Annotated in this window: 18 protein-coding genes; 9 read left to right on the top strand and 9 right to left on the bottom strand. The window is 69.1% G+C overall.

Annotated elements, in window-relative coordinates:
* Window positions 1–28: 28 nt before the first annotated feature.
* The 5 genes from ABJF88_18635 to ABJF88_18615 form a co-directional block, all read right to left on the bottom strand.
* Entirely contained in the window at window positions 29–1618 is a 1590-nt protein-coding gene (locus tag ABJF88_18635) for a hypothetical protein (protein MEP0548958.1), read from the bottom strand.
* Window positions 1619–1635: 17 nt separating this feature from the next.
* Window positions 1636–4293, bottom strand: coding sequence for a hypothetical protein (locus ABJF88_18630; GenBank protein MEP0548957.1), 2658 nt, complete (start codon window positions 4291–4293; stop codon window positions 1636–1638).
* A gap of 203 nt (window positions 4294–4496) precedes the next feature.
* Window positions 4497–6377, bottom strand: coding sequence for a cytochrome c3 family protein (locus ABJF88_18625; protein MEP0548956.1), 1881 nt, complete (start codon window positions 6375–6377; stop codon window positions 4497–4499).
* A gap of 65 nt (window positions 6378–6442) precedes the next feature.
* On the bottom strand, window positions 6443–7138 hold the full coding sequence (locus ABJF88_18620; protein ID MEP0548955.1) for a tetratricopeptide repeat protein: 696 nt from the start codon (window positions 7136–7138) through the stop codon (window positions 6443–6445).
* Window positions 7139–7190: 52 nt separating this feature from the next.
* Window positions 7191–8090: a hypothetical protein gene (locus tag ABJF88_18615; GenBank protein MEP0548954.1), complete on the bottom strand. Its 900-nt coding sequence runs from the start codon at window positions 8088–8090 to the stop codon at window positions 7191–7193.
* A gap of 161 nt (window positions 8091–8251) precedes the next feature.
* Between ABJF88_18615 and ABJF88_18610 the strand changes: the two genes are divergently transcribed.
* From ABJF88_18610 to ABJF88_18580, 7 genes are all read left to right on the top strand, one after another.
* Window positions 8252–9271 carry a carboxypeptidase-like regulatory domain-containing protein gene (locus tag ABJF88_18610; protein MEP0548953.1) on the top strand — a complete coding sequence of 340 codons (1020 nt, stop codon included), beginning with the start codon at window positions 8252–8254 and terminating at the stop codon, window positions 9269–9271.
* Window positions 9272–9333: 62 nt separating this feature from the next.
* Window positions 9334–10863 carry a sigma-54-dependent Fis family transcriptional regulator gene (locus ABJF88_18605; GenBank protein MEP0548952.1) on the top strand — a complete coding sequence of 510 codons (1530 nt, stop codon included), beginning with the start codon at window positions 9334–9336 and terminating at the stop codon, window positions 10861–10863.
* Window positions 10864–10947: 84 nt separating this feature from the next.
* Complete coding sequence (locus ABJF88_18600) at window positions 10948–12726, top strand: protein kinase (protein MEP0548951.1); 1779 nt, start codon at window positions 10948–10950, stop codon at window positions 12724–12726.
* A gap of 82 nt (window positions 12727–12808) precedes the next feature.
* A complete protein-coding gene (locus ABJF88_18595) occupies window positions 12809–14038 on the top strand; it encodes a kelch repeat-containing protein (protein ID MEP0548950.1) in 1230 nt (409 codons plus the stop codon).
* Between the two features lie 5 nt (window positions 14039–14043).
* Window positions 14044–14844, top strand: coding sequence for a tetratricopeptide repeat protein (locus ABJF88_18590; protein ID MEP0548949.1), 801 nt, complete (start codon window positions 14044–14046; stop codon window positions 14842–14844).
* A 166-nt stretch (window positions 14845–15010) separates the two neighbouring features.
* Window positions 15011–16213, top strand: a complete 1203-nt coding sequence (locus ABJF88_18585; protein MEP0548948.1) for a T9SS type A sorting domain-containing protein — start codon at window positions 15011–15013, stop codon at window positions 16211–16213.
* Window positions 16214–16376: 163 nt separating this feature from the next.
* Window positions 16377–17093 carry a DUF3047 domain-containing protein gene (locus tag ABJF88_18580; protein MEP0548947.1) on the top strand — a complete coding sequence of 239 codons (717 nt, stop codon included), beginning with the start codon at window positions 16377–16379 and terminating at the stop codon, window positions 17091–17093.
* A gap of 70 nt (window positions 17094–17163) precedes the next feature.
* Here ABJF88_18580 and ABJF88_18575 read toward each other — a convergent pair whose 3' ends face one another.
* The 3 genes from ABJF88_18575 to ABJF88_18565 all read right to left on the bottom strand — a co-directional run bounded on the left by ABJF88_18575 (window position 17164) and on the right by ABJF88_18565 (window position 19776).
* A complete protein-coding gene (locus tag ABJF88_18575) occupies window positions 17164–17667 on the bottom strand; it encodes a pyridoxamine 5'-phosphate oxidase family protein (protein MEP0548946.1) in 504 nt (167 codons plus the stop codon).
* Window positions 17668–17885: 218 nt separating this feature from the next.
* Window positions 17886–19337 (bottom strand): dihydrolipoyl dehydrogenase, encoded by a 1452-nt coding sequence (gene lpdA, locus ABJF88_18570; protein ID MEP0548945.1) that lies wholly within the window; start codon window positions 19335–19337, stop codon window positions 17886–17888.
* Window positions 19338–19479: 142 nt separating this feature from the next.
* The gene (locus tag ABJF88_18565; protein MEP0548944.1) at window positions 19480–19776 is read right to left on the bottom strand and encodes a EutN/CcmL family microcompartment protein; all 297 of its coding nucleotides are present in this window, start codon (window positions 19774–19776) and stop codon (window positions 19480–19482) included.
* A 178-nt stretch (window positions 19777–19954) separates the two neighbouring features.
* Here ABJF88_18565 and ABJF88_18560 point away from each other — a divergent pair, with 178 nt between their 5' ends.
* The gene (locus ABJF88_18560) at window positions 19955–20149 is read left to right on the top strand and encodes a type II toxin-antitoxin system Phd/YefM family antitoxin (GenBank protein MEP0548943.1); all 195 of its coding nucleotides are present in this window, start codon (window positions 19955–19957) and stop codon (window positions 20147–20149) included.
* Window positions 20150–20209: 60 nt separating this feature from the next.
* Here ABJF88_18560 and ABJF88_18555 read toward each other — a convergent pair whose 3' ends face one another.
* On the bottom strand, window positions 20210–22009 hold the full coding sequence (locus ABJF88_18555) for an AAA family ATPase (protein MEP0548942.1): 1800 nt from the start codon (window positions 22007–22009) through the stop codon (window positions 20210–20212).
* A gap of 201 nt (window positions 22010–22210) precedes the next feature.
* On the opposite strand from ABJF88_18555, the gene ABJF88_18550 reads away from it, so the two are divergent.
* Window positions 22211–23101: a TerC family protein gene (locus tag ABJF88_18550; GenBank protein MEP0548941.1), complete on the top strand. Its 891-nt coding sequence runs from the start codon at window positions 22211–22213 to the stop codon at window positions 23099–23101.
* Window positions 23102–23214: the final 113 nt, after the last annotated feature.

Below are 23214 nucleotides of genomic sequence, written 5' to 3'. Positions count from 1 at the left end.
TCGTCATTCGTACCTCGTCATTCGTCGTTCACAAGCGCCACCAGAGGCCAGTGTAGAGGCGGGCGTTCGAGATCGTCTCGCCGAAGCTGCCGTTGACTTGGACCGTCGCCGAGACGTTGTCCATGAGCGGGATCTGCAGCGTGCCCTCGATCCCGTGCGTCGTGAGCGACTCGGTGAGGAGCGGCGTCTGCTGGAATTGGTAGCCGAGGCTGACGTACGCCCGCCCGAGCGAGCGCGTGACGGACGCGAGCGCGTAGAGCGACTGCTGCCCGTCGCGCGTCCACACGCTCCCCGTCGCGTTGAGCCCGACGCCGAGACCGGGTAGGCGCGGAACGTAGACGCCGCCGGAATACGTGAGGCTCGCCTCGTCGCCGGTGCGCGTCGAGCGGGAGAGGTCGGCGCGGAGGACGGTGCCGCCGAAGGTCCGCCCGCCGAGCGTGTACGAGAGGCCGCCGCCGAGACGATCGCTCGCGTCGCGCAGCACCTGAATCGTCTCGAAGAGGATGTACGGCCGCCGGTGGTAGTAGCGCGCACGCAGCCGGAGCCGGGGGAGGACGGACCACGAGCCGCGCACGAGAAAGCGCGAGAGGGCGAGGGCGTCGTCGGCGGGGTCGCGGTCCACGAGCACGTCGGCCGAGAGCGAGAACCCGTTGCCCGAGGCCCTCGCCGTGCCGCCGGCGAACGTCCGGCTCGTCAGCCCTTCGGTCTGCGGCAGCACCTGCCCGGCGACGGCCGATACCTCGACGCGGAGCGGCTTCGGGCTGATCCGGTAGTGGCCGTAGACGGTGTACTTCGGGAGGTCGGAGGCGAAGATCCCGTCGGCGCGGTCGGGCTCCAATCCGGCCGTGATGCCGACGCCGGCGACGGCCGAGCCGACGTGCACACGGGCGCCGTCGAGGTAGCCCGAGAACCGGTCATGCTCGTTGAAAAAGCGCCCGGCCTCGACCTGCACCATGGAAAATCTCTTCTCGACGCTGGCGTGATAGAGCCGGAGATCGGTCGGCTCATCGAAGTTGCCGTCGGAGCGGTAGCGGTACGACGCGCGGCCGTTGAGGTTGACGAGCAGGCCGCCCGGCAGCCCGGTGACACGCCCGCGCAGGCCGACGAACGGCGTTGCGAAGGAGCGCGTCGTTGCCGCGCCGTCGCCGACGAGGGGCGATGTGCTCGACCATAGCGCGCTCGTGCCGACCTGAAGCCGGCCGGTGAGCCGGATGGGCTCGGCCCTCGTGCTGCTTGGCAACGGCGCCGTAGGCTGGTCGAAGATGGACGTTCGGTCGGCCGGCGCGGGCGCATCCGGCTCGCCGACGAGCACAGGCTCAGCTGGGGTGGTGACCGCCGTTCGCACCACAGTGAGCGACTGGCCGCGCGTGATCGGGAACGGCTCGCCCGCGAACGTGACGACGGCGCGCGTGACCGTCGCGCTCACGACGCGGAGCCGGCCGAGCTGTACGTCGCCCCGCCACACGTCGAGCGTGTCGTCAGCCGCGATGCCGCGCTCGGTGCCCGCGTCGAGGTACGCGTTTTCCCCCGCGATGTGCTCGACGCGCACGTCGATCCTCGCTTCATCCTGCGCCTGGACGCTCGTCCACGGCAGCAGCGCGAGGAAGGTGAATAACACGTACAGCCCCGTCTGCCTCATTTGAACGTCCCTCCGAGATCGTCGCCGTCGGGATGGCAGGCGAGGCAGGCGTTGCTTTCGTAGACGTAGCCGCCGACCTCGTCGTGGTCGTCGTCCATGTCTTCGCGGTTGTGCTCGTGGCAGACGAGGCACGTGAACGTGGCGAAGGTGCCTTGATTGTGACAGGTCTGGCAGCTATCCCACTCGCCTTCGTGCCGGCCAGAGTAGATCGGGAAGAACGGATCGTGGTCGAACTCGGCGCCGTCCCACGTATCGACCGTGTGACACTGGAGGCAGTTCGTCGGGAAGCTCGGGTGCTCGTCTTCGTGCTCGGCCTGGTGGCAGGCGAAGCAGTCGTTCTGGTTCAAGGGCTCGAAGATCAGGTCGAAGTCGGGGCCGACGTGGCACGAGGAGCACGGCAGGCTGACGTGTGCGCCGACGAGGTCGAAGTCGGTCGCCGTGTTGTGGTTGAAGACAGCGCCTTCCCATGAGTTCACATTGTGGCACTGGAGACAGTCGGTGGGAAAGGCCGGGTGCTCTTCCTGATGCTCCGGCGCGTGGCACGCGAAGCAGTCGTTCTGATTGTCCGCGTCGAAGATGACCTCGAAGTCGGGACCCACATGGCAGGACGAACAGGGCAAGGTCTCATGCGCGCCTACGAGCGCGAAGCCCCCCGTGACGACGGCGTGATCGAACGTGGCGTCGTCCCACGTGTCGACGCTGTGGCATTGCAAGCAGTCGGTGGGAAACGCAGGGTGTTCCTCCTCATGCTCGGGAGCGTGACAGGCGAAACAGTCGTTCTGGCCGTCGGCTTCAAAAATGACTTCGAAGTCCGGCCCGATATGGCAGGAGGAGCACGCGATGGTCGCGTGTGCTCCGACGAGGGCGAACCCGCCAGTGACGACGGCATGGTCGAAGGTCGCGTCGTCCCACGTATTGACGCTGTGACATTGGAGGCAGTCGGTGGGGAAGGCCGGGTGCTCCTCTTCGTGCTCCGGGGCATGGCAGGCGAAGCACTCGTTCTGCCCCTCGGCATCGAAAATGGGCTCGAAGTCGGGGCCGACGTGGCACGACGCGCAGGCGAGCGTCGCGTGCGCCCCGACGAGCGCGAAGCCTTCCGACGCGGCGACGTGGTCGAAGTCGGCGTCGTCCCACGTATCGACCGTGTGGCACTGGAGGCATTCCGTCGGGAAGCCGGGATGCTCTTCCTGATGTTCGGAGGCATGACAGGCGAAGCAATCGTTCTGGCCGCTCGCGTCGAAGATGGGCTCGAAGTCTGGGCCGATGTGACACGAAGCACAGTCTAGCGAGGCATGCGCGCCGACGAGCGCGAAGCCGCCCGATACGGCCGTGTGCTGGAAGTCCGCATCGTCCCACGTGTTGACGTTGTGGCATTCGAGGCAGTTCGTCGGGAACGACGGGTGCTCTTCCTGATGCTCGGCAGCATGACAGGCGAGGCAATCGTTCTGCCCGTCGGGATCGAAAATCGTGTCGAACTCCGCTCCGACGTGGCAGGAGGCGCAGTCGAGCGTGGCGTGTGCACCGACGAGGGCGAAGCCGTCGGCGACGGCGGCATGCTCGAAGTCGGCGTCCTCCCACGTATTCACGTTGTGACATTGCAAGCAGTCGGTGGGGAAGCCGGGGTGCTCGACTTCGTGCTCGGACGCGTGGCAGGCAAAGCAGTCGTTTTGCCCGGCCGGGTCGGTCGGCACGTCGAAGTCGGGCCCGACGTGGCACGACGAGCACGGCAGGCTGGCGTGCGCGCCGACGAGCGCGAAGCCCTCCGACACGGCGACGTGCTCGAACGTCGCATTCTCCCACACTGTCACGCTGTGGCACTGCTGGCACTCGGTCGGGAAGCCGGCGGCGACGTGGTCGATGCTCGTCGTCCGTTCGTAGTCGGTCTGGTGGCAGGCGAAACAGTCGTTCTGATCCGCGGCGTCGAAGATGGGTTCGAAGCCGGGCACGGTGTGGCACGACTCACACGCGATCTCGGCGTGCGTCCCGACGAGCGCGAAGCCGTCGGAGACGACGACGTGGTTGAAGCCACCGGCGGCGGAGAAGGCGAGCGTGCTGTGGCACTGCTCGCAGTCCGTCGAGAACCCGGCGGCGACGTGGTCGATGCTTGCGGCGGTCTGGTAATCGACAGCGTGGCAGGCGAAGCAGTCGGTATCGAGCGGGGCGAAGAGGCCGTCGGGGGCGTCGGTGTGGCACGTCTCGCACGAGATCTGGAGGTGCGAGCCGGTGAGCGGGAACGAGGTCTGCGCGTGGATGAGCGCGCCGTTCGTGAGCTGGAAATCCTGCGTGTTGTGGCACGTCTGGCACTCGTCGCCGAGCTGGCCCCGGTGGACGTCGAGGTGGCAGGAGGCGCACTCGTCGGCGGTGAGGTCGGGCTGGTCGAAGCGAAGTTCGAGGTGACAGGAGCCGCACTCGGCGAGGGTGTGCTTGCCGGTCATCGCGAACCGGGTCTGCTCGCTGTGGTCGAAGTCGATGTCATCACGCAGCGGCGTCCACGCGTCCGGGGTGTGGCAGGCCTCACACGGAATGGAGATGTCGCCGTGTGGATTGGCGAGGCGGGGAACCGGGCTCGCCGCGAGGGCAACTCCGACGGTGCGGGCCGGGAGGAGTTCGAAGTAGAGGAGCGAGTCAACGGGGACGGCAGCGGCACTCGGCACCGAGGCGCACAGCCCAATCACGAGCGCTACGGCTCCGGCGAACAGATTCAGGATTGCGTCCCTCCCCCTCCGAGGGGGAGGGCAGGTGGGGGTCCTCGGCGCACGGAGACGGCGTGGCGGCCCCCCCGCTCGTCCCGCAAGCGGACCTCGCTGCCCCCCTCCGAGGGGGGCGAACGGATAACACTCTTTGGAGGTAACGTCGGTCATCCGTCCCCTCCGTGGCAGTCGGCGCAGTCGGTGCCGAGGGGTTGGAACCGGACGAACGGCGTCCCGTCAGGCGCAGCTTCGGTGCGGTGGCACGATCCGCACGCGACGGCCTCGTGCGCCCCGGCAAGAGGGAAGTCGGTCTGCTCGTGGTCGAAGGCGGCAATCGTAAACGCCTGCGTGTCGTGGCACGTCGCGCACGAGGCGTCGGCGAACTGGCCCTGGTGCGGGTCGTCGTCGGCGTGGCACGTCGCACATTCGGGGTCGAGGCCGGTGAAGGCGTGGACGGTGCGGCCGTCGCTGGAGGTCGTCGGCGTGTGGCAGGACTGGCAGTCGAGCGCGTCGTGGCGGCCAGTGAGGGCGAAGCCGGTCGTGGCGTGGTCGAAGTCGGCGAGGTCCCACTGGCTCGGGGTGTGGCAGTTGCCGCAGACGGTCGCGCCGGTCTCGTCGGCGAACTGATCCTCGTGCGGGTTCTCGTCGGCGTGGCAGCCTTCGCAGGCCGTCGTCACGAACTCGAAGTGCGCCGGCTCGTCCTGCCCGCCGTGGCAGGCGAAGCACGGCGTGGCGAGGTGCCCGCCTTCGAGGGCGAAGCCGGTCTCGGCGTTGTGGCGCTCGATGCCGAACGAGGTCGGGAGCCAGTCGTCCTGCTCGTGGCAGCTCGCGCAGAGCGGCCCGCCGGGGAGGTCGGCGAACGCGCCGTCGTGGTAGTCGGTGTGGCAGCTCAGGCAGTCGTCGGCGACGACGGGGGGGAAGCTCGCACCGCGTGGGTCGCCCGCGAACGTGATGTGGAAGTCGGGGTCGTCGCCCCGCGTGGCGTGGCAGGCGGCACACGCGGCCTCGGCGTGGGCACCGACGAGTGCGAAGCCCGTCGCGGCGGCGTGGTCGAAGCGGTCGTCGGCGAAGGTGCGGCCCATCTGCTGCCACCCGGCCGTGGTGTGGCACGTCGCGCAGTCGCTGCCGAGCGTGCCGTCGTGCTGGTCCTCGTGGCACGACTGGCACGTCTCGTGGGCGACGCCCTCGAACTGCGTCCGCCCGCCGGAGGTGGCGTGACAACTGGAACAGGCGACGCGGAGATGCCGGCCGGTGAGCGGGAAGTCGGCGCGGGCGTGGTTGAAGTTCGGGGCCTCGTCCCACGTCTGCGCGGTGTGGCAGGTCGCGCAGTCCTGGCCGCGGAACTGCGTGCCATGGGGGCTATCGGGACGGTGGCAGCTCGCACACGCGGGCTCGGCGTCGGCGAATTGGATCGTCCCGCTCGCCGTCTGGCCGTGGCACGACGTGCAATCGAGCGTGCGGTGCTGGCCGATGAGCGCGAAGCCGGTCGAGGTGTGGTCGAAGTCGCTGACCTGCTCCCACCCGCGTGGGGTGTGGCAGGACTGGCAGTCGACGCTGAAATCTGATCCGTGCGGGTTCTCGCGGCGGTGGCACGTCGCGCAGTCGTCGGCGAGGCCGAGGTACGTCTCGTCGAGCCGTCCGGCGGCGAGCTTGAACGCGCGCACGTCGGCGGCGGTGATGAACTGGGGCTGGTGGCAGCTCTGGCAGTCTGCGCCCGCGTGCTCGCCGAGGAGCGGGTAGCCTGTTTTGCGGTGGTCGAAGGCGTCGGTGTCGAAGCGGACGGGGTCGAAGTCGCGGCCGAAGTGGTCTTTGTGGCACGTCCCGCAGTCGCGGTCGACGGTGGCGTGGAAGCCCTCGTCGCGGCGGATGCGCGCCCGCAGGGGCGTGTGGCAGGCGAGACATTTCTGCGGCTCGATCCCGCGCTGGCCGAGGGCGTGGCAGTTCGTGCAGTTCGAGAGGCCCTCGAAGCGGGCGTGCGCGGCGGTCAGCTTGCCCGGCGCGATGAGCTGCGCCTGCGCCGGCCCGCCGCACAACGCGAGCAGGACCACGATCCACCGTAGGGGCGACCGGCCGGTCGCCCACGCCGCGTCGGGGCGATATGGAGCCCGTGCCGTCACTCCGCGCCGAGCCCGCTCACGCGGCGTGCGACGACCGGCTGCATCGGCAGCGCAGCATGAGGATTGGCGCGCGACGCGCCCGACGTCGCGGGGCGAGGATTCGTCGAGGCAGTGGCGACTCCGGCGAGCTGGCCGAGCGAACTCGTCGCCCGCTCAGCGAGCGAGGCGTCGGCACCGCCCTGAACAGACGTCCACCACCGGCGAGCCTCGTCGGGGCGGCCCTGATTCGCGTGGATCGCGCCGAGGTTGTACATCGCCGAAGGATCGTCGGGGTAGTGCTCCAGCATCGACTCGGAGGCGCGCTGAGCCTCGTCCCAGCGGCCGTCCCCGGCGAGCACGTTCGCGAGGTCGAGCCAGACCTGATGCGCCTGCGGGCGGAGGGCGAGGTAGCGCTCGTAGTGCTCGGCGGCGGCGGGGAGCTGGTGGGCGTCCTGTTCGAGCCGCGCGGCCTGCAGCAGCGCGGTCGTGTCGTCCGGCGTCGTCGTGAGCTGCTCGCGCAGCGCCATCAGCCGGGCGTGGAAGCTCGGGTCCACGTTGTCCGCCGACGGCGGTGGGGCGACCTCCGCCACGGCTCGCAGGGGAGACGACGACGGTTCGGGCGACGCAGACTTCTGCGCGAACGCGAGCACGGCGAACAGGCCGAAGCCTGCGGCGAGCAGCACGAGGGTCGGATTGGACGTAAGCTTTTTCATGCGAGTCGGAATCGAAGGGAATGAATGTGGCGGTCAGGACTGATCTCACGCATCACGGCGCGGGCGTCCACGCATAGCCGAAGGCCACGGCGACGCCGATGTGGAGGGCGAGGATCAGAAACATCACAATCGCGAGCGGGAGGTGGAACGTGTGCCAGTAGCGGAACAGCCGGCCGAAGGGCTGGAGCAGCACGCGCTGCTGGGCCAGCTTCCGGTGCTCGCGCGCCTCGTCCACGAGCCGGTGTCGCGTCTCGGCCTCGACGCCGCGCTCGCGGAGCAAGCCGTCGAGCCGCCGCGTCTCCCGCCGGCTCTCCCAGTCGAAGCGAACGGCGAGAGCGAGGGCGTGGAGGAGCCCGCGCGGCGTGGCGGGCTGCGCCGTGCGGAGGTTCGCGAGGTCGTCTTCGGCGAGAGCACCCGTCGCAGCCAGTTCGGCCAGCAGTTCGTTCTGCCGGGCCTCAATCTCCTGCATCGAGCGGAAGCGGCCGTTGAGCGTCTTCGGGATGCGGACGTAGACGTAGCGCCCGACGAGCCCGCTCGCCACGACGAGCACCATGCTCCAGAACGCGATCGACACGAGCCCGCCGACTTTGAACGACGTGTGGAGCGTGATCAGGAACGGCCCGAGCGTGCAGAGGAAGATGTGGAACGAGAGCCAGTGCCGCAGCTTGCCCCACGTCTGCAGCCGCTCCCACCGCTTCCGCGTCGAGTACGACGCCACGCCGAAGGTCAGCATCAGCGTCCCCGCGATCGCGAGCCGGTTGCCGACGAGTCCCGTCGGCTTGAAGAGGTCGTGGCCGTCGGCGTAGGGCCGCTCGGCGAGGGGGAGGACGTAGTAGTCGAGCCCCCAGAAGAGGAAGGCGCCGGCCACGACGAGCCACGTCGTGGCGAGCCCGATCTGGTAGATCCGCTGGGCCAATCGAGAGGAAGGGGGAGAGAGGGTGGTGGTGGACATGCGAGGGCGGGGTCAGCCGCACGCTTCTGCAAAGGGTGTTCCACAGCGCCGCTCATCCGCCGTCGGCTCCCGTGCGATCAGGGGCGGCACGGCGCTTGTAGCCTCGCAGAGGCTCTATATTAACAGTCTCGCCGTTCCCGCGCCCCCCTTTCGCTCCCGCTTTGCTCCCTCGGTTCCGACTCCTCCTCGTGCTCGCCGCCGTGCTCGGCCTCGCCGCCGGGTCGGGCTGCGGGGACGCCGCTCGCACGAATCCGCTCGATCCGCTCTCGGACGATTTCCGGGATGAGGGGACGGTGTCGGGGCGGGTTACGGGGCTCTATCCGCCGTTCCCGGGCCGGGCCGACATCCGCGTGCGCCTCGTGCCCATCGGCGCGGCGGGGCGTCCAGAGCTGGCGACGCGGACCGACGCCGACGGGCAGTTCGCCCTCGGCGGGGTGCCGACGGGGCCCTACGCTGTCGTCGCAGAGCGGGAGGGGTTTCGTGAAGCGTCCGACACCGTCGCCGTCGCGCCCGGCGCGGCGGCCGAGACGACGATCCGGCTCGACGCGCTCCCCGTCGTGACTGAGCAAAGCCTGCGCACCGTGCACATCGTGCGCTGGGTGCCGGACGAGCCCGTCTTCCAGCTCGAGGTCGAAGCGATGGCCGACGACCCGGACCGGCCTGAAGACATCGACGGGGCCGCGCTCGTCGTCCCGGACCTCGGCTTCTCCGCCGAGCTGACGCGGACAGGGGACCGGTTCACTGCCACACTCGGTGCGGACGACCTGCCGGCGCCCGGCGTCGAGGCCCTGCTCGGGCAAACCCTGCGCATCGAGGTCCGCGACGCCTCCGGCAACGCGAGCCTCGGCCCGCCGATGAGCCTCGTCCGCATCATCGAGCTCTCGCCGCAGACGCTGAGCCCGCAGGGGTTCGTGTTCATCGAGACGAACACGCCGACGCTCGTGTGGCGGCCGGCGCAACTCCCGTTTGCGTTCACGTACCGCGTGGACCTGTTCCTCGTCGACGCCGCCGGCATTCCGAACCTCATCGAGGCCGAGACACACCGCGACCTCGATCCGAGCGTGACGTCGGTGCCCGTCACGACAGAGCTGGAGCCGGGCGACTACTACTGGACGGTCTGGGTGGTCGACGCCTTCGGCAACCGGAGTCGGTCGCGCGAGGCCGGGTTCCGTGTGCCCTAGCTCCGGCATCACTCTTGTAGTTCTCTCCGCTCGCCGCGCTTCCCCGCTCTCTCGCTTCGCCCATGCCTTCTTCCGCTCCTCCGGCCGACCGTCCGCCTGCACCCAGCGGGGCACAGACCTCGCTCGAAGCGCTCTCCGAGATCGCCGCGCTCATCAACTCCATGCAGGAGCCCGATGCCCTGCTCGAGACCGTCCTCGAGATTGCGATGCAGACGCTGGAGGCCGAGCGCGGCTTCGTGCTCCTCGAAGACGCGGACGGTGCCGAGAGCGGGACGAGCCCCTTCGCCGTCGGCGCCAGCCGCAACTTCACCGACGACCAACTCGACGGCGTGAAGGCGCTCTCGACGAGCGTCGTGGATGAGGTGCTGCGGACGGGCGAGCCGGTGCTCGTCTACGAGGCCGCCACTGACGAGCGGTACAGCGCCTCCGAGAGCGTCGTGCTCCAAAAGATCCAGTCCATTGCCTGCGTCCCGCTCCGGCTCCGGAGCCGACAGATCGGTGCGATCTACCTCGACTCGGTCACGCAGCGCGGGCGGTTCACGCGCGACAACCTCCCGTTCCTCAAGGCCTTCGCGCACCAGGCCGCCGTTGCCATCGAGAACGCGCACCGCGTGCAGACCCTCCGCGAGGAGAACCGCCACCTCCGGCAAGAGGTGCAGCGCGTCCACGGCTTCGACGAGATCATCGGCCAGAGCCCGCGCATGCGCGAGGTGTTCGAGACCGTCGGCCGCGTGCTCGACACCGACGCGACGGTCCTCGTCGAGGGCGAGAGCGGGACGGGGAAGGAGCTGATCGCCCGCGCCATCCACTACAACGGCGACCGAAAAGCGAAGCCGTTCGTCGCCATTTTCTGCGGCGCGCTCCCCGACGACCTCCTGGAGTCCGAACTCTTCGGCCACCGGAAAGGCGCGTTCACCGGGGCGACGGCCGACAAGAAAGGTCTCTTCGAAACCGCCGATGGCGGGACGATCTTCCTCGACGAGGTGGGCGATCTCAGCACGAAGCTGCAGACGGCGCTCCTCCGCGTCCTCCAACTCGGCGAGATCAAGCGCGTCGGCGACACCGAGGTGCGGCGCGTCGACGTGCGCGTGCTCGCGGCGACGAATCGCTCGCTGCCTGTGCTCATCAAGGACGGCGAGTTCCGCGAGGACCTCTACTACCGCCTCAACACGATCCAGATCGAGCTGCCGCCGCTCCGCCACCGCCACGGCGATCTGCCCCTGCTGGCGCACCACTTCCTCGACCAGTTCGCCACCGGCTCGCGCGCGCGCATCCGAGGCTTCACGCCCGAGGCGCTCGACGCGCTCAAGCGGCATCGGTGGCCGGGCAACGTCCGCGAACTGGAGAACACCGTCGAGCGCGCGGTCGTGCTCGCACGCGGAGAGATGATCGAGAAAGACGACCTCCGGCTCCCGGAGAGCGAGCCCGCCGAGACCGTGTTCGAGCCCGGCCTCCCGCTGAAGGAGGTCGAGCGGCGCGTCGTGGAGCGCGCCCTCGAGGAGTACGACGGGAACGTATCGGCGACAGCCCGTGCGCTCGACGTGTCGCGCCGGTGGCTCCACTACAAGCTGAAAGAGTGGCGTGAGGAATAGGCCGCGGCAGGCGACGGCGGTGAGGGCAACGGACGGAATACGCGTACTTTATGGCTCCTTTCCGCCCGCTTTCCCTCTGCCCCCATGCCCGAACCGATCGGCGGCATCCAGCCGTTTGCCGAGCTCGCGCGCGGCCGGGCGACAGTCGTCTACAAGGGCTATCAGCGTGATCCGGGCCGGTTCGTCCTGCTGAAAGTCGTGCGGCCGGAGGGAGGCGAGGACGAGGCCCTCATCGCGCGGTTCGAGGACGAGGCGCGGCTCGCGGCGCGGGTTCGCCACCCCAACGTCGTCGCCGTGCTCAATGCGGGGCGGGACGGGCTCGGGGCGTACCTCGTGGCCGAGTTCGTCGAGGGGCTCGATCTGCGGGCGCTCGTCGCGCGCGGTGCCCTCCCGGCGGCGCTTGCGGCGTACGTGCTCGCAGAGGCGGCGCGCGGGCTCGACGCCGTCCACGCTGAGGGCATCCTCCACCGCGACCTCAAGCCCGCCAACCTCCTCGTCTCGGAGGACGGCGCGGTGAAGCTGACCGACTTCGGGCTGGCCTCGCTCGCGCCGTCGGGGGAGGAGGGCGCCCCGGCCGAGGTGCGCGGGACGCTCGCTTACCTCGCGCCCGAAGTCGTGCGCGGCGATCCGCCCGGCCGCGCTGCCGACCTCTTCGCTCTTGGCGCACTCCTCGCCGAGATGCTCACCGGCCGCCCCGCCTTCGCCCGCGACACCGACGGCGCCACGCTCGACGCCGTCCTGCACCACGATTCCGCGGCGGCTCTCATCGTCGATCCCCGCATCCCGACGGCGCTCGCCGACCTCGCGGGACGGTTGCTCGCCAAAGACCCGCAGCACCGACCACAGACCGCGTCCGCCTTGCTCGACGCGCTCGGGCCGATCCGCACGCAACACCCTGCCGACGCGGCCGACCTCGCCGCGTTTCTCCGCGACCCGAGCAGCTACGTCCCGCCGCAACCAGTCGCGGAACTGCCCGCTGAGTCACCTGCTGAGCCATCGGCTGTGCCGGCTCAGCCTGTCGTTGTGGAGCGCGTCGAGGCGCCGCGTCGCCGCATGTGGTGGGGCGTGGCCGCCGGCGTGCTCGCGGCGGCCGCGCTCGGCCTCGCGACGGTGCTCACGGGCCCGCTGTCGCGCGACGACGCATCGCAGGAGGTGTCGCCTCCGGCTCCCATCGTGGCGGCGGTGCCCGACTCAGCGGACGCCGACGTACCTCCGCTGCCGGATGAGGCGTCGATAGCCCCCGACGGAACGCTGGCGAGGGACGAGGCCGAGCAGGCCGCCTCGTCGCCCGCCGACGTGCTACCCGACGCGATCCCCGAAGCCGGCGTTCTCAATCCCGCCGTCGCGCAGGAGACGGAGCCCGTCGCTGAGCGCTCGGATGAATCGCTCGTCGCTTCCACGGAGCCGAACGCCGAGACCACGTCCGAGCCGCTCCCCGGCACCCTTCGCGTGGCGGCCGAGCCGTGGGCCCGCGTCCGCATCGACGGCGAGCTACGGGGGACAACGCCCCTCGCGGCGCTCACGCTCCCGGCGGGGACGCACACGGTGACGTTCGAGAACCCCGAGTTTCCGACGCACACGGTTCGCGTGGAGGTCGGTGCGGGGGAGGAGGAGCGGCTGGCTGTCTCGCTATGGCAACTCGTGGGGCGGGTGGAACTCGTCGTGAGCCCGTGGGCGGAGGTCGCGGTGGACGGGCGCGTGTGGGACACGGTGCCGCCGCAGCAGCGCCCGCTCATCCTCACGCCGGGCGAGCACCGGCTGACGTTTACACACCCCGCGCTCGGGACGCGGGAGATCTCGCTGCGGATCGCGGCGGGCGAGTCGCGGACGCTGCGGGTGAACCTCGCGGAGGGCCGCCCGTAGCGCGGCATACCGCTTGCAATACCCCGGCTACGTCGCCATCTTCCGGGGCGGACCGTGCACTCTCTGCACAGCCGACGATTCCATGCACACGCTCTCCCGTTTTATCCTCCTCTTCCTCGGGCTCTCGACAGGGTTCGCCGCGCCGGCCGCGCACGCGCAGTCGTGGGTGGCCGGGCCCCCGATGCCGACGCCACGCGCGGAGGCCGCCGTCTCGGTCCTCGGCGGCGATCTCTACGTCATCGGCGGGCGCAACGTGGCGGGCACGCCCCTCGGCCGCGTCGAGCGGTTCGATGGGAGCGAGTGGGAGACAGTGGCTTCGCTGCGGGACGAGCGCTACGCGGCGGCGGCGGCGGCCTACAACGGGCAGATCGTACTGATGGGAGGCTACGAGGACGGCGGGGAGATCACCGACGATGTCGAGGTGTACGTCGTCGGCGAGAACGACTGGGAATCGTTCGAGCACATGGAGCGGGATCGGGCCGGGCATGGGGCGGTCGTGCTGAACGGGTCGGTCTACGCCCTCGGCGGGGTGAGCGGGGGGGGCGGCCCGCAGGCCGGCACCGAGGTCTACGACGGCGACGATTGGTACCTCTACGCCCCTTGGGTCCTCGACCCCCCGCGGGCCTACTTCGGCGTCGCGAACGTGGGCGGGGTGGCGTACCTCGCCGGCGGGCTGAGCCAGTTCGGCCCGCTCGATCTGCTCGAACGGTACGCGGTGGGAGCCGGGGCCGAGGCCCTCGCCCCGTTGCCCTCGCCGCGCGGCGGTCTCGCCCTCGCCGGTACGGACGGCGCGCTCTTCGCCATTGGCGGAGTCGACCCGAGCGGTACCGTGCTCGCGACGGTGACGCGCTACGACATCGCCTCGAACACGTGGACCCCCGTCGCCTCGCTCAACACGGCGCGCGAAGGGGCCGTCGCCGCCGTCATCGACGGGACGATCTACGTCGTCGGCGGACGCGACGCGAACGGGAACGTCCTCGGCACGATGGAGCGCTACCTCCTCTCGGTGGACGACGAGGACGACACAACGCCGACCGCGTTCGACCTCGGCGCCGCGTATCCCAACCCCTTCGCCGGGACGACGACGCTCCCCCTTCGGCTCGACCGGGCGGGCGCCGTCACGCTCACCGTCTACGATGTGCGCGGTCGGCAAGTCGCGGTGCTTGTGGACGGCGTGCTGACGGCGGGCGAGCATCGCGTCGCTTGGGACGGCACGGCCGACGACGGCCGACGGCTGGCGCCCGGCGTGTACGTCGCCCGTCTCACGGGGGCCGTCGGGCACGCCGTCACGAAGCTCACTCTCTTGCGCTGATCCCCATGCTGCGTAGCGTCGGAGTCGTGCTGGGACTGATCGGGACGCTGTGGGCCGTGCCCGTCGCCGCGCAGTCGGGGGACCCGTCGGGTCTGCTCGCAGCGATGCGCGATGCGTACGAGCGGCTGGACTACGACACCGCCGAGCGCCGCGCCCGCGAAGCCCTCGCCAGCTTCGACGCCTTCTCCGCCGACCAACTCGTGGAGGTGCACACCGCGCTCGGGCTGATCCTCTACGCTCGGAACGAGCCGCTCGAAGCCCGCACGCAGTTCGAGGCCGCGCTATCCCTCGACCCGAGGCTGACGCTGGACCCGCTCCTCGTCTCGCCCAAAACGCTGGAGTTCTTCGACGACATCCGGGCCGGGCTCGCGGCGGACGGCGGGGCCATCCAGAGGGAGCCCGTCGTCCGCTACGTCCGCGTCCGCGACCCGCGCCCGGCGGCGACGGTGCGCTCCCTCGCCGTGCCGGGCTGGGGCCAGCTCTACAAAGGCGAGCGGGCGAAGGGGTGGACCCTCGTCGGGCTCTGGGGCGCGACGGCGGCCGGAGCCGTGACGGCGCACGTCCTCCGCAGCCAGGCCGAGGACGATTACCTCGGCGCGACCGACCCCGCCGAGATCGCCGACCGCTACGACACGTTCAACACGTGGCACCAGGCGCGGAGCGCGTTCGTCCTCGGCGCGGCGGCGGTGTGGACGTACGCGGCGGTCGACGCGCTCGTCTTCGGCGGGCCGGCGGAACGGGCGTTCACGGTGGGGCCGACCATCGGCGGGGGCGAGGTCGGCTTGCGGATTCGGGTCGGGCTGTAGCGAGGCGGCACGGGGTTTGGAATACGAAGGGCGAGGCACGCGAAACGCCTCGGCAGTGCCCTATGCGTCGGTTTCTCCACCGGTTGCGCATCGTCTGCACGCGGCTGTGCAGAGGCTGCGCGGAAGCGAAGAGGCGCCGCATCCTCCTCCTCTAAACGCCAAGACCATGCTCGCTCTTCGCTACGTCTCGCTCCTCGCCTTCGTCTGCATCGCTCCCAGCGCGCTCGCTCAGACGTGGACGCTCCAATCCGCCCCGACCGCCGCCGACCTCAACGCCGTGTTCGCCGTCGATACGCAGACGGCGTACGTCGGCAGCGACGGCGGCACGCTCTTGACCACCGCCGACGGCGGACAGACGTGGGCGACCCAGAGCTTCCCCGGCTTCGATCTCGAAGGGATCGCGTTCAACGGGAGCGGCGTCGGCATCGTCGTCACCGACGACGGCGTGGTCTACCGGACGACGAATGGGGCCGCGTTCGCTCCCATCGGCACGGGAGCCGAGGACCTGCGCGGCGTGGCGTGGGGCACCGAGACGTTCGTCTTCGCCGCCGGCCGCGAGGCATCGGGTGCCCGCTCCAGCGACGGCGGCCTGACGTGGACGGCCTTCTCGACGGGCGCCGTCGAGCGCACCGAGGGTGTCGAGGCCGTCGGCACTAACCTGCTGTGGGCCGTCGGCCGCGGCGGGGAGATCCGCTTCAGCAGCAATGGCGGCGCGACGTGGGGCGCGCAGGCGAGCGGTACCGCCAACGATTTGAAAGCGATCCAAATGCTCTCGCCCGAGATCGGATATATCGTCGGCAGCGGCGACACCGTGCTCAAAACGACGAACGGCGGCGCGACGTGGACGAACATCTCCAACGGCAACGCCGGCGGCGACGCGCTCTCCTTCCTCGACGAGTCCACCGGCTGGACGGCCGACGACGCCGGTCAGGTATGGCACACCACCGATGGCGGCGCGACGTGGCAGCTTCAGCCCACCCCGACCGGCGTCGACCTCAGCGGCATCTCGTTCGTCAGCGCGACGCAGGGCTGGGCCGTCGGAGATGCGGGCACCATCATCGCCTTTGGCTCGGGCACGACGGACGCCGAGGACGGCGCGGCGCCCGCTCGACTCCGCCTCAGCGCGGCGCACCCGAACCCGTTCGCCACGGCGACGACGCTGCGCTATAACCTCGCCGAGTCCGGCCTCGTGACGCTCGCCGTGTACGACGTGCTCGGCCGCGCGGTGGCGGTACTGGCCGACGGCGTGCAGGGAGCGGGAGAGCACGAAGCGGTGCTGGTCGCGAAGGGCCTGCCGAGCGGGGTGTACTTCGTCCGCCTCGCCACAGGCTCGTCGAGTGAGACGCGGCGGGTGACGCTCGCACGCTGAGGGCGGGCGGGAATGACCATCGGCTGAGCAGGAGGTGGCAGGAATTGAGCGGAGGGTGAGCACGGAGTGGTTGAACGAGGCGACCGTGCTCCGGTTGGAATCGGGACTGCCCTCGGAGCGCGCTTGTGGCTCCGGGGGGACTTCCGATCCTCACCGTTCCCCCATGCGTATCCGACTCTGTATCCTCGCTTCCGTCCTGCTTTGCGTTGCCGGATGGAGCGCCGGCACGATCCGCATCGGGGCCTTCTCCCAGGGCGATCCCGGGCATCTCCCCGCCGACTGGGAGCCGATGAAACTCGGGCGCACGGCGCCCAGCTCGTACACCCTCGTCCGCGAGGGCAGTCAGGTGGTGATCCGGGCGAAGGCGCAGGACGCGGCCTCCGGACTCGTGCGCCGCGTGAACCTCGACGCGAAGCGGTATCCGGTGCTCGAATGGCGCTGGAAAGCCGAAAACGTGATCGAAGACGGCGCCGTCGACCGGCGGGGCGGCGACGACTACGCCGCCCGGATTTACGTCACGTTCGCCTACGATCCGAGCGAGCTCTCCCTCAGCGAGCGAATGAAGTACGAGGCTGCCAAAGCCATCAGCGGTGGCGACGTCCCGCTCCGCGCCCTTAGCTACATCTGGGCGAACCACCCCGGCGAGACCGACATGGTCGCCAACCCCTACACCGACTGGGTAATGATGGTACCCGTCGAGAGCGGGGCGGAGAACGTCGGGGTGTGGCGGACCGAGCGGCGCAACCTCTACGACGACTACCGGCGGGCCTTCGGCGAAGAGCCGCCCGCCATCTCCGGCATCGCCGTGATGACGGACACCGACGACACCGGCGCCACGGCGACGTCGTACTACGGCGACATCGTCCTCAAGAGCGAGTAACCCGCTAGCGGGAAGAACGCTGCGCCCTGCCCTCGGCGTCGTGCCCAGGGCGGGGCGCAGTCCTGTTCAGTCAGAGGGTGACCTTCGCGTGCTCGCCGAGGCTGTGCGGCGGCTCGCCGGTGAGCTTCGCCTTCGCGTAGCCGAACGCGTAGACGATGAAGCTGGACGGGGAGTCCCAGTACTCGGCCCGTTCGATCTCGACTTTGATGAGCCGGAGGTGGGGATCGTCGAGGCCCTCGGGAAACCACGTCGCGAGCGGCTCGCTCCACAGCTCCTCCGCCTTCTCCCGGTCGTCGATGACGGCGGCGTGGCCGGCCATCGTGACGTATTCCTGCTCGCTTGGCTTCGCGAACGCGACACCGACGCCGGGGCGGTGGCGGATGTGGGTGACCTTCTCAGAGTCGTCGCGGGTGAAGAACCAGAGGTCGCCGTCGAAGGTGAGGTGCTGCGTGCCCATCGGTCGGCTCCACGGCTTGCCGTCGTCGTCGATCGTGGTGAGCATGCAGATGTCGATGTCGCCGATGAGCGCGGCGAGGTGCTCGATCTGCTCGTTGTGCGTGGCTTCGGTTTTCATCGGGAGAGGGGCTGGGAGAAGAGAGGGGAACGAGTTGCACGAGGGAAACCCTGCCAGGTTCGGACGCCGGGCTCGGGCCGATCCTCCCGACCCTCAGGGACTGCCTGTTCCGAGGCAGCATCGTCGGTTGGTAACGGCCCCGAACGGACGAGCCCCCGACGCCGCGCTCGGCATCGGGGGCTCGCTCCTTCTGATCTCGTGGTTCCTGCTGCGGCCTGTTAGATGTTGATCGACTGACCGTAGGCGGCCCTCGTCGCTTCCATCACAGCCTCGGAGAGCGTCGGGTGCGGGTGCATCGCCTCCATCACCTCGTGGCCCGTCGTCTCGAGCGCGCGGGCCGTCACGGCCTCGGCGATCATCTCCGTCGCCTCGTGGCCGATGATGTGGCAGCCGAGCCACTCGCCGTACTTCGCGTCGTAGATCACCTTCACGAAGCCCGTCGTGTCGCCGATCGCCGATGCCTTGCCCGAAGCCGAGAACGGGAATTTTCCGACCTTCACCTCGTAGCCCGCCTCCTTCGCGGCCTCTTCGGTGTAGCCGACGGACGCGATCTGCGGCTGGCAGTACGTGCAGCCGGGGACGTTGTTGTAGTCGATCGGGTGCGGCTTCGTGTCGGACTTCTCCTCGACGTAGGCGATGTTCTCGACGCAGACGATCCCCTCGTGGCTGGCGACGTGGGCGAGCCACGGCCCGCCGACGACGTCGCCGATCGCGTAGATGCCAGGGACGTTCGTGCGGTAGAACTCGTCGACCTTGATCGCACCGCGCTCGTACGCGACGCCGACCTCGTCGAGCCCGATGCCTTCGACGTTGCCCGCGACACCGACGGCCGAGAGTACCTGGTCGAACTCGAGCGTCTCCTCGCCCTTCTTCGTTTTGATCGTGGCCTTGACCTTCTTGCCCTTCGTGTTGACGCCTTCGAGCTGGACGCCGGTCATCACCTTAACGCCCATCTTTTTGTAGGCCCGCTCCAGCTCCTTCGAGACGTCCTTGTCCTCGACGGGCACGAGTCGGTCCTGCACCTCGACGATCGTGACCTCCGTCCCCATGTGGTGATAGACGTACGCGAACTCGACGCCGATCGCGCCGGCACCGACGACGAGCAGCGACTTCGGCTTCTCCGTCTGGAGCATGGCTTCCTTGTACGAGATCACCTTCTTCCCGTCGATGGGGAGCGGCGGGATCTCGCGGGCGCGAGCCCCCGTGGCAACGATGATGTGCTTCGCCGTGATCTCCTGCTTCTCGCCGACCTTCTCGCCGTCCATCGTCTCCGACGGCTCGACGGCGATCTTGCCGCCGCCCTTGAGCGTGGCCTTCCCCATGATCACGTCGATCTTGTTCTTCTTCATGAGGAACGCGACGCCCTTGTTCATCTTGTCTGCCACGCCGCGCGAGCGTTGCACGACGGCCGCGAAGTCAGGCTCGACGGTCGGTGCGCCGTCGCCGCCGAAGCTCAAGCCGTAGTCGCTGAGGTGGCTCAGCTGCTCGGCCACTTGGGCGCTCTTGATGAGGGCCTTCGTCGGGATGCAGCCGATGTTGAGGCAGACGCCGCCGAGCTTGTCTTTCTCGATGATGGCGGTCTTGAGGCCGAAGTGGGTGGCGCGGATCGCGGTCTCGTAGCCGCCCGGCCCGGAGCCGATCACGACGACGTCGTAGGAAGGAGTAGCCATAGTGCCAGAGTCTTGGGTGAGGAGTCGCGTCGGAAGATAGGCGGCGCGCTGCGTTTGTAGCGGAGAGCGACCGAGCGGGTTCGCGGCCGGCACCCGATCCTGCTCAAACTTCACACGTGCACGTGGAGGGGTACGCGAGCGCTCATCCCGCGAGCGCCCAGTCGTCCACGACGGCGATGATGATGACGTTCGCCGGAGTACCGCTCGCGGCGTCCTCGTCCCCGCCGTCCAGGAGCTGCGCCACGACGGCGCCCTCCTTCGCCACGAGCACGAAGTCCCCGACGCCCGCGTCGAACTTCGGGTCGAGCGCGAGCATGTCGCGCGAGCCGACGAGCCCGCCGGCGGTGTCGACGCGGTGGACGATCAGCATCTTCGCTCGGCGGAACCGCTCGCTCTTCTGCGTCGAAACGACGGTGCCGGTGACTTTGCAGAGAAACATGGACGGGGGCGAAAGGAGGGGAGGAGAGAGGCGGTCCGAGGATGTCCGGTAAACGGGGCGCTACGATGGGTGGAACAGGTGGGCAAAAAATGCTACATTGGAAGTCGCAAACTAGCCCGGGTCACGTCGTCGTTCCGAGAGGGGTGGCGGCCCCCATCCCTCCAACATCGGTCAAGGTATGTATAGCACGTATGGCATCGAAGCCGTCGCCACCGTCACGGAACTCCGCTCGGACACGTCGGGGCTCGTCGAGCAGGCGAAGAAGATGAAGAGCGGCATTCTCATCCAGAAAAACAACGATCCGTACGCAGTGCTGATCTCGTACGAACTCTACGTCGAACTGCTCGACGCTCGGGACAAAAAGAAGAAGTAGCGGTCGGATCACGACGTTGCGTGCTCGGCCGCCCGACGTGACGGCCGAGCACGCGCGCGTTTATCGGTCGCCGATGAGCGCCTTCAGCTCCTCGACGCGGCGGACGATCTGCTCGCGTTCGAGTTGCCGATACTTCTCCGGAAGCATCGCCCGGCTCGTGCATTCGAGCACGGCGGAAAGGGCTTGGAGCTCCACCTGCAACGGGTACGTCGGCGGGATGAAGTCGTTGACGACGTCGGCGAGGATGGCGGCGGTGACCTCTGGCTTCTTGCGGCCGTCGGTCTGCGCGGCGGCGCGGAACTTGGCGCGCGTAAAGAGGGCCTCCATGTCGGCGCCGCTGAGCGTGCGCTCGCCGTTGAGGAGGGCATCCGGGACCTCCTCCATCGGGAGCTGCACGCCCGTCCGCTTCATCATCACGCGGAGGAGTTCTTCGCGCGATTCCCGCGTGGAAGGGTAGAACAGGGCGAGGTGCTCCTCGGCGCGGCCCTGCCGCTTGAGGTCGACCGGCATGAGGTCGGGGCGGGCGGTGACGAGGAACCAGATGATCCGGCCGCGATAGCGCGTGTCGCTCATCGCCTGGGCGATCTGGCCGAAGACGCGGCTGGAGACGCCGCTGTCGCCGGATGCGCTCCGGTCGCCGAGCGCGGCGTCGGCCTCGTCGATCATCACCGCGACGGGGTTCATCGCGCGCAGCAGGTTGAGGATCTTCTCGAGGTTGCCCTCGGTGACGCCCTGCCACTGGCTGCGGAAGTTCTTCAGCTTCACCATCGGGATCCCGATGTCGCCGGCGAAGCAGGTGATGAGGAACGTCTTGCCCGTGCCGACAGGCCCCGCGATGAGGTAGCCCATCGGCATCACGTCGGAGCGGCCCTGTTTGATGGCGCGCGACGCGTCGCGGAGGTGCTCCTTCGCCTCGGCGTGCCCGGCGACGAGGTCGAGCGTGAAGTCGGTGTGGACGAACTCGAGGAGGCCGTACGCCTCGGCCTCGATCAGCTCCTTCTTCCGCTCGGTGAGCCGCTCGTACGTGAGGCGGCGGCCGTTCTCGAGGACGTCCGCGAGGACGGTGCGGAGCTGGACGTAGCCGAGCCCGGCCGTGCTGTTCGCGAGGGCCGACTGGCTGACGTCGCTTAGCTTCTTGAACGTCTCGGCGCGGCCGTTGCGCAGCATCCACTTCACGAACGCGAGCCGGTCCGCCTCCTCGGGGATGTCGATCTGGATCTCCTCGGTGTACGGGCTCTGGACGAGCTGCCGGTTGAGGTCGTTGAGGTTTTCCGCGACGAGGACGAGCGTGAAGTCGGCGCGGAGGAGGTGGGGGTCATGGCTCCAGCGCTGGAGGAAGACGAGGGCGTTGCGGTCCTCGGACGAGTAGCTCGCGGCCTCGGCCATCGGGACGATCGTCTCGGCGTAGTCGAGGATGCAGGCGATCCGCTTGCCGTCGGCGATGCGGAGGCGGAAGTAGTTGTCGAGGACGGAGAAGACGCGGACGGGGTCCTTCGGGAGCTTCTGCGCGTACTCGGTGCCGAAGATGGTGTCGTAGCCCGAGAGCGCGCGGTTGAAGTCGGCTTGGCTGGCTTTGTCGCCGAAGTGGATGCCGGAGGAGCGGTCGTAGAAGAGGACGATGTCGCGCCCGGCGAAGAGGTCGCCCGCGAGGAACTCGCGGAGGGGGACGAAGTCGCGCCCGCCGTCGGCCGTCTCGGTCGGGACGAGGTCGCGGACGTTGCCGTGGAGGACGAACTGGTTGATCGTCTTCGTGAAGTAGCGGCGGGCCAGCGTTTTGGCCCACTCGGGGTAGTGCGCGATGTAGGTCTCGAGGGTGTCGGCCGCGCCGTTGCCGGCGGGAGGGGCTTGGGTCTGCGCCATGCTGGAAGTAGAGGTAGAGACGCAGCGTGCTGCGTCTGTACGAGCGGGATGCTGGGAATGAGGGCAGATACGCCCCGCCGGGGCGTCTCTACGGGATGATCCGTCGGGGCGGGACCGGCGCAAAGAAAGGCCGGATCAAAAGGGCGGGCGTCGCTAATATAACCGGGCGCGCTCGCACTTCTCCCCCCATCCCCGCCCCTCATGTTCGACTGGATCGCTTCCCCCGAAGCCTGGGTCGCCCTCGGCACGCTGACTGCCCTCGAGATCGTCCTCGGCATCGACAACATCATCTTTATCTCGATCCTCTCGGGTCGGCTCCCCGAAGACCAGCAGCCGCGCGCCCGCACGATCGGCCTCGGGATTGCGATGGGGATGCGGATCCTCCTCCTCCTCTCGATCTCGTGGGTGATGGGGCTGACGGCGCCGCTCTTCGAACTCGGCTTCCTCGAAGGGATCATGGGCGGCGAGGTGCACGGCGGCGAGCGGGGTGACCTCCCATGGGTGATCTCAGGCCGCGACCTAATCTTGCTGATCGGCGGGGCGTTCCTCGTGGCGAAGAGCACGCACGAGATCCACGGCAAGCTCGAAGGCGACGCCCACCACGCGACGGAGAAGGGGAAGGGCGTCTCGTTCACCGGCGTCCTCATCCAGATCGCCATCCTCGACATCGTGTTCTCGCTCGACTCCGTCATCACGGCCGTCGGGATGGCCGATGAGATCATGGTGATGATCATCGCCGTCGTGATCGCCGTCGGCGTGATGATGGCCTTCGCCACGCCGATCTCGGACTTCGTCCACCACCACCCGACGGTGAAGATGCTGGCGCTCGCGTTCCTCATCCTGATCGGCGTGAACCTCGTGGCCGAGGGCCTCGGGCAGCACATCCCGAAGGGCTACATCTACACGGCGATGGCGTTCTCGCTCCTCGTCGAGTTCCTCAACATCCGCTCGCGGAAGGCGAGCGGGGAGCGGGCGCCCGTCGAACTCCGCTCACCCTACGCGGCGGAGGGCACGCTGACCGGGATGCCGCTGCCCGACGAGATCCGCCGGCCCGGCGCGACGTCGATCCCGCTCACCCGGCCCGGCGCGTGACGTGGCTAGCGTGAGGGCACGCCGAACCACCCGTGGCGATCCGGGCGCGGCCGGCGGCGTATGATCTAGAAACCGCTGCTTTGACACGAACGCGGTCGCAGCAGCGCTGCGCC

The sequence above is a fragment of the Rhodothermales bacterium genome (assembly GCA_039944855.1).
In the GTDB taxonomy this organism is placed as follows: Bacteria; Bacteroidota; Rhodothermia; order Rhodothermales; family JANQRZ01; genus JBBSMX01.
The sequence above is the reverse complement of the archived record's forward strand: the minus strand, read 5'-3'. Positions and strand labels throughout refer to the sequence as shown.

Coding starts and splice junctions, on each gene's coding strand:
- ABJF88_18555 (MEP0548942.1), bottom strand. CDS start 22,009: ATGGCGCAGACCCAAGCCCCTCCCGCCGGCAACGGCGCGGCCGACACC.
- ABJF88_18565 (MEP0548944.1), bottom strand. CDS start 19,776: ATGTTTCTCTGCAAAGTCACCGGCACCGTCGTTTCGACGCAGAAGAGC.
- ABJF88_18580 (MEP0548947.1), top strand. CDS start 16,377: ATGCGTATCCGACTCTGTATCCTCGCTTCCGTCCTGCTTTGCGTTGCC.
- lpdA (MEP0548945.1), bottom strand. CDS start 19,337: ATGGCTACTCCTTCCTACGACGTCGTCGTGATCGGCTCCGGGCCGGGC.
- ABJF88_18595 (MEP0548950.1), top strand. CDS start 12,809: ATGCACACGCTCTCCCGTTTTATCCTCCTCTTCCTCGGGCTCTCGACA.
- ABJF88_18620 (MEP0548955.1), bottom strand. CDS start 7,138: ATGAAAAAGCTTACGTCCAATCCGACCCTCGTGCTGCTCGCCGCAGGC.
- ABJF88_18560 (MEP0548943.1), top strand. CDS start 19,955: ATGTATAGCACGTATGGCATCGAAGCCGTCGCCACCGTCACGGAACTC.
- ABJF88_18590 (MEP0548949.1), top strand. CDS start 14,044: ATGCTGCGTAGCGTCGGAGTCGTGCTGGGACTGATCGGGACGCTGTGG.
- ABJF88_18575 (MEP0548946.1), bottom strand. CDS start 17,667: ATGAAAACCGAAGCCACGCACAACGAGCAGATCGAGCACCTCGCCGCG.
- ABJF88_18600 (MEP0548951.1), top strand. CDS start 10,948: ATGCCCGAACCGATCGGCGGCATCCAGCCGTTTGCCGAGCTCGCGCGC.
- ABJF88_18550 (MEP0548941.1), top strand. CDS start 22,211: ATGTTCGACTGGATCGCTTCCCCCGAAGCCTGGGTCGCCCTCGGCACG.
- ABJF88_18615 (MEP0548954.1), bottom strand. CDS start 8,090: ATGTCCACCACCACCCTCTCTCCCCCTTCCTCTCGATTGGCCCAGCGG.
- ABJF88_18585 (MEP0548948.1), top strand. CDS start 15,011: ATGCTCGCTCTTCGCTACGTCTCGCTCCTCGCCTTCGTCTGCATCGCT.
- ABJF88_18605 (MEP0548952.1), top strand. CDS start 9,334: ATGCCTTCTTCCGCTCCTCCGGCCGACCGTCCGCCTGCACCCAGCGGG.